This is a genomic window from Comamonas badia DSM 17552 (genome assembly GCF_000484635.1).
GTDB lineage: Bacteria > Pseudomonadota > Gammaproteobacteria > Burkholderiales > Burkholderiaceae_C > Comamonas_C > Comamonas_C badia.
This window is the reverse complement of record NZ_AXVM01000005.1, coordinates 220,039-232,339: the sequence shown is the minus strand read 5'-3', so window position 1 is coordinate 232,339 and position 12,301 is coordinate 220,039. Positions and strand designations below refer to the sequence as shown.

Annotated in this window: 13 protein-coding genes; 4 read left to right on the top strand and 9 right to left on the bottom strand. The window is 65.7% G+C overall.

The genetic code is table 11. The features are described from left to right. Window positions 1-2 precede the first annotated feature (2 nt). The 3 genes from K320_RS0112310 to K320_RS0112300 all read left to right on the top strand — a co-directional run bounded on the left by K320_RS0112310 (window position 3) and on the right by K320_RS0112300 (window position 2,934). Window positions 3-1,451 (top strand): sigma-54-dependent transcriptional regulator, encoded by a 1,449-nt coding sequence (locus K320_RS0112310; RefSeq protein WP_024539143.1) that lies wholly within the window; start codon window positions 3-5, stop codon window positions 1,449-1,451. After that, a complete protein-coding gene (gene ampD / locus K320_RS0112305) occupies window positions 1,435-2,031 on the top strand; it encodes a 1,6-anhydro-N-acetylmuramyl-L-alanine amidase AmpD (RefSeq protein ID WP_024539142.1) in 597 nt (198 codons plus the stop codon). The genes K320_RS0112310 and ampD overlap by 17 nt, the downstream gene beginning before the upstream one ends. Window positions 2,032-2,406: 375 nt before the next feature. Beyond that, entirely contained in the window at window positions 2,407-2,934 is a 528-nt protein-coding gene (locus K320_RS0112300) for a histone (RefSeq protein ID WP_407059765.1), read from the top strand. A gap of 54 nt (window positions 2,935-2,988) precedes the next feature. Here the strand turns inward: K320_RS0112300 and K320_RS0112295 are convergent, their stop codons facing one another. From K320_RS0112295 to K320_RS0112265, 7 genes are all read right to left on the bottom strand, one after another. Beyond that, window positions 2,989-3,885: a carbohydrate kinase family protein gene (locus tag K320_RS0112295; RefSeq protein WP_024539140.1), complete on the bottom strand. Its 897-nt coding sequence runs from the start codon at window positions 3,883-3,885 to the stop codon at window positions 2,989-2,991. Window positions 3,886-3,905: 20 nt separating this feature from the next. Then, complete coding sequence (locus K320_RS0112290) at window positions 3,906-5,135, bottom strand: DUF3426 domain-containing protein (protein WP_024539139.1); 1,230 nt, start codon at window positions 5,133-5,135, stop codon at window positions 3,906-3,908. A gap of 38 nt (window positions 5,136-5,173) precedes the next feature. After that, window positions 5,174-6,061 carry a 50S ribosomal protein L11 methyltransferase gene (gene prmA, locus K320_RS0112285; protein WP_024539138.1) on the bottom strand — a complete coding sequence of 296 codons (888 nt, stop codon included), beginning with the start codon at window positions 6,059-6,061 and terminating at the stop codon, window positions 5,174-5,176. A gap of 13 nt (window positions 6,062-6,074) precedes the next feature. Beyond that, window positions 6,075-7,424, bottom strand: a complete 1,350-nt coding sequence (accC, locus tag K320_RS0112280; RefSeq protein WP_024539137.1) for an acetyl-CoA carboxylase biotin carboxylase subunit — start codon at window positions 7,422-7,424, stop codon at window positions 6,075-6,077. 162 nt (window positions 7,425-7,586) lie between these two features. Further along, entirely contained in the window at window positions 7,587-8,042 is a 456-nt protein-coding gene (accB, locus tag K320_RS0112275) for an acetyl-CoA carboxylase biotin carboxyl carrier protein (RefSeq protein WP_024539136.1), read from the bottom strand. A 100-nt stretch (window positions 8,043-8,142) separates the two neighbouring features. After that, a complete protein-coding gene (locus tag K320_RS0112270; protein WP_024539135.1) occupies window positions 8,143-8,721 on the bottom strand; it encodes a TlpA family protein disulfide reductase in 579 nt (192 codons plus the stop codon). Further along, on the bottom strand, window positions 8,718-9,329 hold the full coding sequence (locus tag K320_RS0112265) for a hypothetical protein (RefSeq protein ID WP_024539134.1): 612 nt from the start codon (window positions 9,327-9,329) through the stop codon (window positions 8,718-8,720). The genes K320_RS0112270 and K320_RS0112265 overlap by 4 nt, the downstream gene beginning before the upstream one ends. A gap of 165 nt (window positions 9,330-9,494) precedes the next feature. On the opposite strand from K320_RS0112265, the gene mpl reads away from it, so the two are divergent. Continuing rightward, window positions 9,495-10,901 carry a UDP-N-acetylmuramate:L-alanyl-gamma-D-glutamyl-meso-diaminopimelate ligase gene (gene mpl, locus K320_RS0112260; protein WP_024539133.1) on the top strand — a complete coding sequence of 469 codons (1,407 nt, stop codon included), beginning with the start codon at window positions 9,495-9,497 and terminating at the stop codon, window positions 10,899-10,901. Between the two features lie 210 nt (window positions 10,902-11,111). Here mpl and K320_RS0112255 read toward each other — a convergent pair whose 3' ends face one another. Then, window positions 11,112-11,708, bottom strand: a complete 597-nt coding sequence (locus K320_RS0112255; protein ID WP_029696102.1) for a thiamine pyrophosphate-dependent enzyme — start codon at window positions 11,706-11,708, stop codon at window positions 11,112-11,114. Between the two features lie 2 nt (window positions 11,709-11,710). Continuing rightward, a complete protein-coding gene (locus tag K320_RS0112250) occupies window positions 11,711-12,244 on the bottom strand; it encodes a thiamine pyrophosphate-binding protein (RefSeq protein WP_024539131.1) in 534 nt (177 codons plus the stop codon). Window positions 12,245-12,301: the final 57 nt, after the last annotated feature.

Below are 12,301 nucleotides of genomic sequence, written 5' to 3'. Positions count from 1 at the left end.
CCATGAACAGCCCTGCCTCCGCCCGCATCCTGGTCGTCGACGACGAACCGGACCTGCGCACCCTGTGCGAGCTGACGCTGCTGCGCGCGGGCTATCGGGTGGAGACTGCCGGCGACCTCGCACAGGCCCGCAGCCTGCTGGCGCGCCAGCGCTTCGACGTGATGATCACCGACATGCGCCTGCCCGACGGGCTGGGCATGCAGCTGCTGCACGAGCTGCGCGAGCAGCAGCGCGGCGAGCGCTGCATCGTCATGACCGCCTATGGCTCGGCGGAAAACGCCGTCGAGGCGCTGCGTGCCGGGGCCTTCGATTACCTGACCAAGCCGGTGGATCTCAAGCAGTTTCGCAGCGTCGTGGCCTCGGCCGTGCAAGGCGCCGCCGCGCCGCTGCCCATTGCCGCGCGCAAGCGGCAGGACATGCAGGACGCCCCCACGGAAACCGCCGCGCTGGCGCAGATCATCGGGGCGTCCGACGCCATGCGACGGCTCAAGACCGACATCGTCAAGGTGGCCCGCAGCATGGCGCCGGTGCTCGTGCGCGGCGAATCGGGAACGGGCAAGGAACTCGTCGCGCGCGCCCTGCACGCCAGCAGCCAGCGCAGCAGCGGCCCCTTCGTCGCGGTGAACTGCGGCGCCATTCCCGAGGCGCTGCTCGAATCCGAGTTTTTCGGTGCCCGCAAGGGTTCCTACACCGGCGCCACGCAAGACCGCGAAGGCTTTTTCCAGGCAGCACGCAGCGGCACCTTGTTCCTTGATGAAATCGGCGAACTGCCGCTATCGATGCAACCGCGCCTGTTGCGCGCCATCCAGGAGCGCACGGTGCGCCCGCTCGGCTCGACGCAGGAAGAGGCCGTGGACGTACGCATCGTCAGCGCCACCCACCGCGACCTGGCCGCGGACGTGCAGCAGGGGAGCTTCCGCCAGGACCTGTACTACCGGCTCAACGTCATCGAGCTCGCCATCGCGCCGCTGCGCGAACGCCGCGAGGACCTGCCGGCGCTGTGCGCGGCGCTGCTCACCCGCATCGCCGCCGAATCCGGCATGCCTGCACCCGCGCTGGACGAAGCGGCGCTGCAGCGCATTGCGCAGTACCCGCTGCCGGGCAACGTACGCGAGCTGGAAAACCTGCTGCACCGGGCCATGGCGCTGAGCGACGCCGGTGCGCTGCAGATTCCGCCCTTCGGCGGCCCTCCCCGCGCAGGCGCACCAGCTCCCGCCACCGCCCCGCAGCACGCTGTCCCGCAGGAGCAGCCCGCGACGCCTCCCCGCCCGCACACGCTGCAAGCCTGGCTGGACGCCCGCGAACGCGAGATCCTGTTACGCACGCTCGGCGAAGCGGACGATGATCTGGCCACGGCAGCGGCGCACCTGGGCCTGAGCGCGCGACAGTTGCGCCATCGCCTGGAGCGCCTGAAACTGGCGCGCACCGAGCCCGATGCCTCCACGACATGACGTGAGCCCCTGGCGCGGCGGCTGGCTGCGATGGGCGCGTCATTGCCCTTCGCCCAACTGCAATACGCGCCCGGCGCATGCCTGCGTCGATCTGATCGTGGTGCACTCGATCAGCCTGCCGCCCGGCGAATACGGCGGCGGCGCGGTGCAGGACTTGTTTCTCAATCGACTCGGCTGGGACGCACACCCCTACTACCAGCAGATCCGCGGACTGCAGGTGTCCAGCCATTTCTTCATCGAGCGAAGCGGGCGCGCATGGCAATTCGTCAGCGTGCACGAGCGTGCCTGGCACGCGGGCGTATCGCACTACCGTGGCCGAGACGGCTGCAACGACGACTCGGTCGGCATCGAGCTTGAAGGCCTGGAGGACGACCACTTCGAAGCGGCGCAATACGCCACGCTGCTGCGCCTGTGCGACGCGCTGGCGCGGCGCCTGCCCATCCGCCACATTGCCGGCCATGAGCACATCGCACCGCATCGCAAGCACGATCCCGGTAGCGCCTTCGACTGGCACCGGCTCGCGCGCCACTTTGCAGGCACGGGCATCATGATTGCGCCAACCATCCAGCATCACACGTGACGGCGATGCGGAATGGCCCCCGCATGCGCGCCGCAGTTCCTCAGGCGCCTCGCATTCGCGCGCAGACCGCTGCATTGAAGCAACAAATCCCTGTTTTACAAGGCTTGTGTGCTTTTCATTTCGAAGCACTGCTCTCATAATCCGCAGCAGGATTTGCCATACTTCATCAAGCCCAAGACACTCCGCATCCGGCCATGCAATGGCGCGCACCGGCGTCTTCTTTCAACGCCATGCCACTGACCCCGGCCTGATCCGTCACCGCATTTGCAGCGGCTGTCCGCACCTCACCACCGATGAAATTTCCAACGTCCCGCACACCGACCACAGGCCAGAGGCCCTGGGTTGGGGGACGCTCCCCCATTCATGTCGGCGGGCATGCTGCCACGCCGACACGAATCGCTGCATGCGCCATGCAAGCAGGCAGTGCTCTTTGCTAATCGACTCAAGGAGAACATGATGGCAACTGCGAAGAAGCCCGCCGCAAAGAAAGCGGCACCAGCGAAGAAAGCCGCCCCTGCCAAGAAGGCGGCAGTGAAGAAGGCCGCCGTGCCGGCCAAGAAGGCTGCACCGGCGAAAAAAGCGGCTCCGGCCAAGAAAGCCGTGCCCGCCAAAAAGGCAGTCGTGAAGAAGGCCGCGGCACCCGCCAAGAAAGCGGCCCCGGCCAAAAAGGCAGTTCCTGCCAAGAAGGCCGCTCCCGCCAAAAAGGCAGCCGTGAAGAAGGCCGCGGCACCCGCCAAGAAGGCAGCTCCGGCCAAGAAAGCCGTGCCCGCCAAAAAGGCAGCCGTGAAGAAGGCCGCGGCTCCTGCCAAGAAGGCGGTTGCTCCTGCCAAGAAAACAGCGCCTGCGAAGACCGCGCTGAACCCACAGGCGGCCTGGCCATTTCCGACGCAGAACAAGCCCTGACAGCGGCGTGCGTCCTGGCGGCTCCTGCAGTCCTCGGGCGGCAGGGGCCGTTGTCTATTGCACGGTGAAATCCAGCCTGTAGTTCTGCGGTCCGCGGTGGGCGACCTTGACCGCGCCCAGGCGATTACCCAGCGCAGCGCAGCGCAGCAGCGGCCATCCGCGCTCCAGCCCGAACAGCAGGGCACCACGCCAGGCATCGCCGCAGCCCGTAGGGTCCAGCACCGCGCTCGGCGCGACAGGCGGCACCAGCGTGCATACGCCCTTTTCCCACACCTCGCAGCCCTGCGCACCCAGCGTCACCACCAGGCCCTTGACTTGCCGTGAGATCGCCTCTTTGCTCCAGCCCGTGCGTTCGCACAGCATGCGGCCTTCATAGTCATTCACCGCCACCCAGCTGGCCTGGGCGATGAAGCGCCTGAGCTCTTCGCCATCAAACATCGGCAGCCCCTGGCCCGGATCGAACACGAACGGGATGCCAGCCTGCACCATCTGCGCCGCATGCTCGATCATGGCTTCGCGCCCATCGGGCGCGACGATGCCTATCGCCCACTCGGCGTTGCGCGCGATCCGGTTGCCGTGGGCCTGCATCATCGCGCCGGGGTGAAACGCCGTGATCTGGTTGTTGTCGCGGTCGGTCATGATCATGGCCTGCGCGGTGTACACGCCATCGAGCAGCACGACGGTGTCCGTCGAAATGTCCAGCGTGCGCAAGCGCTGCAGGTAATCCGCGCCATCGCTGCCCAGCATGACCATGGGCCGCGGATCGCCCCCCAGCAGCTTGAGTGCGTAGGCGATGTTGCCGGCGCAGCCGCCGAAGTCGCGGCGCAGCGTGGGCACGAGAAACGACACGTTCAGGATGTGCAGCTGTTCAGGCAGTATCTGCTCGGCAAACCGCCCCTCGAAGGTCATGATGGTGTCAAACGCCAGCGATCCGCAAATCAGTGCCGCCATGGCCGCTCCAGTTCAAAAATTCAGGGATAGAAAGCCAGCAGCCGATAGCCGGTGACGCGTGAAGCGCCCTCCTGCAGGCGCAGCTGCACCGCGCCGCTCCAGCGGCCCCGCGGCGCAAGCCGGTCGGGGGCGCCCAGCTCGGTGGCCGTCAACACGCGCCGCACTACGGGCTGCTCGCGCGCATCGATCAGCGTCAGCTCCAGTGCCGGCATGGCCAGCGCGACGGCGGCGCTGCTCTTCACCGTCAGCCGCAGCGCGTACACCGGTTCGTCATCGCGCAGGCGTGCGAAGGAAGACGCATCGATCGCCACGTCGGCAATCTGCCGCGGCATACCCACCGTGCACTGCAAGGGTTCGCACAGGCGCTGCAGCCAGGGCTGCAGCGGCGGATAGGCCCCGGCCAGCCGGTCGCGCTGTTGCACCGCCACCTGCAGGGCAAGCACGGCAGCAAGCGCGAGGAGCAGGATAGCCAGCACGGCGCGCACCAGCGGCCTGCGCCAGAAGGCTCCACGGCGCGCGGCGCGGACAAAATCAAAATCGGGATGGCCGGCTTCTTCCTGCGGCGCAGCGTCAGGCCCTGGTGCAGGCTCGTGCTGCGCCGTGCCGTCCAATGCCTCTTCGACTTCCAGGGCGGGCTCAGGGACGCGCTCCTCCATGGCCGGTTCCGCACCGGGCGCCGTCTCGGTCGCCACCTCTGCCTCGGGCAAGGATGCAACCGCGTCGTCCCATCGGGGTTCGACATCCGGCTCCGGCACAACAGGCTCGGGCATTGCCGGAACGGGTTCCAGCACCGGCTCCACACGCGGCCCAAAGGGTTGCGGCGGGGGTACATCGAGCTGGAAGTCAGGGTCTGGCCGCTGCGGCCGCGCGGGGGCGCCCACCAGATCGTGCAGATGCAGTTTCCACGCGGGCAACTCCGCCGGCGCTGGCGGCATTGGCGGCTCTTGCGGCGCCATGGGGGGTACAGGCAGGGGCAGGGGCGGCGGCAGTCCGCCCGGTGGCTCGGGAACAGCCTGCGGCTCCGGCGCGCGCTCGCCGGCCTCATCGGCGGCCGGGGGCAGTGCCAGTTCGTCGGGCAAGGACAGCAATGGCGCCGGTCTGGCGGAGTCGTCAGCCTCCAGCATGTTTTCGAGCGCATCGAAAACCTGCTTGCATTGCCCGCAGCGCACCCAGCCATCGGCGACGCGCAACTGGTCGGCGACAACCTTGAACGATGTCTGGCAATGGGGGCAGCGCGTGACCTGGCTCATCGGCTTGCGATTGTAGGGAGCGCCATTCCCGCCCGCGCTCAGCGCCTGGCGGTCATCAGAATCCAGCCATCCTCGCTGTCGGCCACGTCCAGTGCGAGCCACGGCGCATAGGCCTCGCGCAGCTCCTGCGCCTGGCGCTCCAGTATCCCGGCAAGCACCAGCCAGCCATCCGCCGCCACATGCGCGCACAGCAGCGGCGCCAGCACCTTCAGCGGTGTGGCGAGGATGTTGGCCAGCACCGTCTGGTACAGGCCCTGCGCCTGGTCCGGCAGCCCTGCCCTGAGTGCCACGGCATTGGCATCGGCATTGGCCAACGTTGCCTCCACGGCGGCCGTGTCGATATCCACGGCATCGATATCCGTGGCACCGAACTTGGCGGCGCCTATCGCCAGGATGCCCGAACCGCAGCCATAGTCGAGCACCCGGCCCAGCGCCGCCCCCTGCGCGCGGCGCGCGACCCAGCGCAGGCACATGCGGGTGGTGGGATGCGTGCCGGTGCCGAACGCCAGGCCCGGATCCAGGCGGATGCTGGTGCGGGCTTCCCTTGGCGGTTCGTGCCAGCTCGGCACGATCCAGAAATCCGGCGTGATCTCGACCGGGCTGAATTGGGACTGCGTCAGGCGCACCCAATCCTGATCGGGCAAGGCGTTGACGCCCGCCACGCTGCAGCCGGTAAAAAAGTCCTGCAGCGGCAACAGGCGCGCGGCCTCATCGGCCGCAGCGCGGGTGGAAAACAGGGCACTGATGCGGCTGCGCTGCCAGCCCGGCTGCGGCGCGGGCATGCCGGGCTCGCCGAACAGCGGCCGCTCGTGTTCGGTGAGCGCGTCGGCATCCTCCACCGACACACTCAGCGCATCGAGCGCGTCCAGCGCCTCGCTCAGCGGCTCGACACGCTCCTCGGGGCACAGCAGGCGCAGCTCGAACAGGCTCACGGCACCTTCAGCGCTTGCGCGCCGCCAGCCATTCTTCCAGGTAGTGGATGCTGGTGCCGCCTGCGACAAAGCGCGCATCCACCATGAGCTCGCTGTGCAGCGGGACATTGGTGGAAATGCCCTCCACCACCGTCTCGCGCAGCGCCGTGCGCATGCGCGCCAGCGCCTGCTCACGCGTGTCGCCGTGCACGATGATCTTGCCGATCATCGAGTCGTAGTTCGGCGGCACGAAGTAATTGGTATAGATGTGCGAATCGACGCGCACGCCCGGCCCGCCCGGCGCATGCCACTTGGTGATGCGGCCCGGCGATGGCGTGAACTTGTAGGGGTCTTCAGCGTTGATGCGGCACTCGATCGCGTGGCCCTGAACCTGCACCTGCCGCTGCGAAAAACCGAGCTTTTCCCCCGCCGCCACCATGATCTGCCAGCGCACGATGTCCACGCCGGTGATCCATTCGGTCACCGGGTGCTCCACCTGCACGCGGGTGTTCATCTCGATGAAATAGAACTCGCCGTTTTCGTAGAGAAATTCGAACGTGCCCGCGCCGCGGTAGCCGATCTTCTTGCAGGCGCTCACGCAGCGCTCGCCGATTTTCTCGATCTGCTTGCGCGGAATGCCGAGCGCCGGGGCTTCCTCGATCACCTTCTGGTGGCGCCGTTGCATGGAGCAGTCGCGCTCGGCCAGATACACCGCGTTCTTGTACTTGTCCGCAAGGATCTGAATCTCGATGTGGCGCGGGTTCTGCAGGAATTTTTCCATGTAGACCGAGGGATTGCCGAACGCCGCCTCGGCCTCGGCCTTGGTGAGCTGCACGGCATTGACCAGCGCCGCTTCGGTGTGCACCTCGCGCATGCCGCGCCCGCCGCCGCCGCCCGCCGCCTTGATGATGACCGGGTAGCCGATGCTCCTGGCGATCTTGCGCCACTGCGCCGGATCGTCGGGCAATTCGCCATCCGAGCCGGGCACGCAGGGCACGCCGGCCTTGATCATGGCGCGCTTGGCCGAGACCTTGTCGCCCATGGTGCGGATGGATTCGGGTGTCGGACCGATGAACTGGAAGCCGCTTTGTTCCACGCGCTCGGCGAAGTCGGCGTTTTCCGACAGGAAGCCGTAACCCGGGTGGATGGCCTCGGCGTCCGTCACCTCGGCGGCCGAAATGATGGCCGGCATGTTGAGGTAGGACTGCGCCGAGGGCGCCGGGCCTATGCACACGGCCTCGTCGGCGAGCTTGACGTATTTGGCATCCCTGTCGGCTTCGGAATAGACCATGACGGCCTTGACGCCCAGCTCGGCGCAGGCGCGCTGGATGCGCAGGGCGATTTCGCCGCGATTGGCGACCAGAATCTTTTTAAACATGGGCTGCTCCGCGGCTCATCACCCGCACGCTCACGCGTGCCAGTGCAATTTGCTTCGCCTTGCCTGCGGCAAGAACGCCCCTGTTGGCAACCAAAATCTTCTTGAACATGATGTCCTCGCGGTTAGTGGGCTCGTCCCCCGCTCACGCAGAGGCCGCGAACATCATTCAATGACGAACAGCGCCTGGCCGTATTCAACCGCCTGGCCGTTTTCCGCCAGCACGCGGGTGATGGTGCCACTGTGATCGGCCTCGATTTCGTTGAGAATCTTCATCGCCTCGATGATGCAGATCACGTCGCCTTCCTTGACCTGGCTGCCGACATCGACGAACGGCGCGCCGCCGGGGCTGGAAGAGCGGTAGAAGGTACCCACCATCGGCGATTTGATGACGTTGCCCTCCGCGGCCTCGGGTGCCGGCGCCGGGATGGGTGCAGCCGCTGTGGCAACCACGGGCTGTTGCACCAGCACGGGCTGCACGGCAGCCTGCTGCATCGGAGCAGCGCCGGCAATGCCGCCCTTGACGATGCGGACCTTGCCCTCAGCCTCGGTGATTTCAAGCTCGGACACGTTCGACTCGGACACGAGATCGATCAAGGTCTTGAGTTTTCGCAGGTCCATGAAAATTCCAAAAGAAACTATAAGACGCTAATTTACCGCAATTGGCATGCAATTGCGAGAATCAGGCTTGGATTTAGAGTGGGCAGACTAAGGTGGATGCCTACAGGGAAGCACGCCACTGCTGCAAATCATCAGAAGAGAGTTCGCCGATTTTACGCTGGGCAATGGCGCCATTCGCGGCAAAAAGCACGGAGAAGGGCAAACCCCCGTTGGGGTTGCCCAGGTCTCGCACCAGCGTCAGGCCCGAGACGCCGCCGAGCGCCACGGGAAACGCCAAAGGGGCCCGCTGCAGAAACTTCCGCACACTGGCGAGTTGATCGATCGCCAGGCCCAGCACCTGCCAGCCGTCTCCCTTGTGCGCTTCATGGAAAGCGTTGAGCCGGGGCAATTCCTGCACGCAGGGAGGGCACCAGGTGGCCCAGAAGTTAAGCAGCAGCGGACGGCCCCGGAATACCGCCATGCCCATCGGCGCGCCATCCAGCCCTTCGAATTCGGAGGCCCAGAACTGATCCACCGCCTGCGCATCGGCGCTCCTCGGGCTGAAGCGCCACCACGCAAGGCCCGCGCCAGCCGCTGCCGCCGCGCCCGCAACGCCGAGCGTCAGCCATTGGCGGCGCGATCCGCCTGCCGCCCCGCCCGAGCCCACAGGAGGCTTCGCCGCTTGCTCTGAAACTGTCATTGCCCAAGCGTACCAGACCCGCCAGCATCCAGCAGCTTGCGCACCGCAGCCGCATCCCCGCGCGGCGTACGCCCGCGCGGATCGCTGCGCAAGGCACCGCGCAGGTCATCGAGGTCGTACACCTGCAGCTGCACCACGACCTCCTGCGCCAGCGCCGCGCTGCGCACCAGCACGGCCAGCGTCTGCACCGGCTCGCCGCGCAGACCGGCGCTGGTGTGCGGCTCGTAGCGTACCTGCTGGTTGAGCAGGTCTATCTCCGCCGACTTCGGATCGTCGCAAAACAGCGCAATCACCACGTCGCTGCGCCGCGTGGCCGTGCCCCACCACACGGCCCCGCCCAGATAGGGGCGAAACGCCTGCATGCGGCGCATCCACTCCAGCGCCAGCAGGCGCAGCGTGTGCAATTCGCCCGGTTGCGTATCGGCATGAAAGAGCGCGATGTGCTCGCGCACCGCATCTTCCATCTGGAGGTTGTCTGGCAGCGGGGTGCGCGCAGGCAACCCCAGCTCGCGCACGGCGCGGCGCTTGGCGCTGCCCCAGTCAAAACCTTCATCGACCGCAAGGCGGGCGGCGGCCTGGAGCAGTTCATCGGAAACAGGGCTGAGCATGGCGTGGGGGCGGCTGGTGCCGCAAGAATACCGCCGGCGCGCACCATGGGGATGCGCCGTGTGCTTTGAACTTTATTTTGATAGCTGTCAACGCTCTATGGTAAAGCCCTGAGGGCGATTTTCAATCAAATATTCCTGGAATGACCCGCCTCTTAGAATCCCCGCATGCACATACACATTCTCGGCATCTGCGGCACCTTCATGGGCGGGCTTGCCGCGCTCGCACGCGAGGCGGGGCACAAGGTCACGGGCTGCGACGCCGGTGTCTACCCGCCCATGAGCGACCAACTGCGCGCGCTCGGCATCGAATTGATCGAAGGCTATGGCGCCGACCAGCTGAGCCTGAAACCCGATCTCTTCGTCATCGGCAACGTGGTGAGCCGCCTGCACCTGGCGGGCGGCGCAGCCAAGTTCCCGCTGATGGAGGCCATCCTGGACGCCGGACTGCCCTACACCAGCGGGCCGCAATGGCTCAGTGACCATGTGCTGCAGGGCCTGCATGTGCTGGCGGTGGCGGGCACGCACGGCAAGACGACGACCACCGCGATGCTCGCCTGGATCCTGGAGGCTGCCGGCCTCACGCCCGGCTTTCTGGTGGGTGGCGTGCCGCTGAATTTCGGCGTCTCCGCGCGGCTGGGCCGGCAGGCCGCCGGACAGGCGCGGCCGCTGTTCGTGATCGAGGCGGACGAATACGACACGGCCTTCTTCGACAAGCGCAGCAAGTTCGTGCACTACCGCCCGCGCACCGCCGTGCTCAACAACCTGGAATTCGACCACGCCGACATCTTCCCGGACCTCGCCGCCATCGAGCGGCAGTTTCACCACCTGGTGCGCACCGTGCCACCCACCGGGCGCGTAGTCGTCAATCGCCAGCAGGACAGCCTGGCGCGCGTGCTGATGCAGGGCGCATGGAGCGAAGTCACCGGCTTCGGCACGCCGCAGAGCGACTTTGCCGCGCTGGGCGAGCCGCACGACTTTGCCGTGCTGCACCAGGGCCAGCGCGCCGCGCAGGTGGCGTGGCAACTCACGGGCGAGCACAACCAGATGAATGCCCTGGCGGCAATCGCCGCTGCCGAGCATGTGGGCGTCGCGCCTGCGCAGGCCGCCCAGGCGCTTGCCGATTTTCACAACGTACGCCGCCGCATGGAGCTGCGCGGCACGGTGCGCGGCATTGCCGTCTATGACGATTTTGCCCACCACCCCACGGCCATCCACACCACCCTGAACGGCCTGCGCCGCCGCGTGGGGCCGCAGGCGCGCATCCTCGCCGTCTTCGAGCCGCGCAGCAACACCATGAAGCTGGGCACCATGAAGGCGCAACTGCCCTGGGCGCTGGAGACGGCGGACCTGGCCTTTTGCCACACCGCGGGACTGGACTGGGACGCCGCCGAGGCGCTCGCGCCGATGCAGCAGCGCGCCCGGTGCAGTGACGATCTCAAGGCGCTCGTTGCGCAGATCGCGCAGATCGCCCGGCCGGGCGACCATATCGTGTGCATGAGCAATGGCAGCTTTGGGGGAATCCATGCGCTGCTGCTGCAGGCGCTCGCTGAATCAACTCCCTCCCGGCAATAAGTCGGTTTGATCATCACCAGATCCATCACCCTCCATCGCCATGCCGATCTACCGGTGCAATCAATGCGGTTTGACTTCGGAAAAATCTCGCGCCCTCATGGAACTGCACGCGGCGCCGGTCCACGTCATCCCGATACAGATCAAAGAGAACCGGCTCGCAGCCCAACCAAGGCAACTCAGTTGGCCCAGGACATTCTTGCCCCTGTCAATTCAAAATGGCGTCAAGCCCAGTGCAGCTCGGAAACGGTTTTTGATATAAGGGCCATCACGAGGGGGCAGCATACGCGGCGGTTGATTGGCATCTATGAAGACCTGAACAAAGGTGGTTTGCTTGCGGGCATTGATACCTTGGGCGATGTCTTCGCAGGCATCCGTGCTGTTCACGGAGAACGAATCGGCAATGCCAAAACCCTTGGCCACTGCAACCAAGTCGGCACCCAGGCTTGAATGACTGCGCTGCATGCCGGTCTCACCGAAATGGCCATTGTCCAGCACGACGATGGTCAGATTCTTTGGCTGTTTAACAGCAATGGAGGCCAGACTGCCAATGCCCATCAATTGCTCACCATCGCCCGTGATTACGATCACCGACTCATCCGGTTGCGCGAGCGCCAGACCCAGGCCCAGCGAGGCGGCTCCACCCATGGCACCCCATAAATAGTAATTTCGATCACGGTCGCCAGCAGCGAACACGTCGTAGGAGGCAGATCCCAGGCCGGCAACAACCAGAGCATCAGGTGCTGCAGCAATCAATTGGGAAACGAAAGCGCGGCGGTCAGCGCGCGAAGCCGATATCTTTTGATTCATGTTTAGCGATCCCATTTCTTGCGACCGATCAGTTCCTGACCCAACAGCACTGCGACTTTCTCGCCAGCCTGGAACGCAGCATCGAAGCCTGCGCTGACGACCTCTTCCACATCCTCAGGCCTGGAGACACGCAGCACGTGAATACCCATAAGCTCCAACGCGGCCTGCGTGGCCTTGCCCATCGGGCCCTGCCAGGGGTTGAACTCGGCATACTCTCCACGCATGGTCACCAGCGTACAAAAAGGAAAATCGGCCGATTGCAGCAACGAAAACATGTTGATGCAATTGCCTACGCCGCTGCTCTGCATCAGGAGCACCGCGCGCTGGCCACCAAGCCAGGCGCCACTGCAGACCGCCACTCCCTCTTCTTCAGTGGTCAAGACCACATCCTGAATTTCAGGGTCGGCAATGGCGCTGCGAATGACATGCGAATGGCCGGCATCTGGCACATAGGCGATCTGGTTGACGCCGCCCTTCCTAAGGACTTTGAAAACGGCTTGCTGCCAAGAAGAAGCCGCTGCAGTTGTTGGGGTCATCGCCGTAGACACCTTCCTAGAGTGATGCGAGTGAAAAATATTGATTTGCGATTCCGG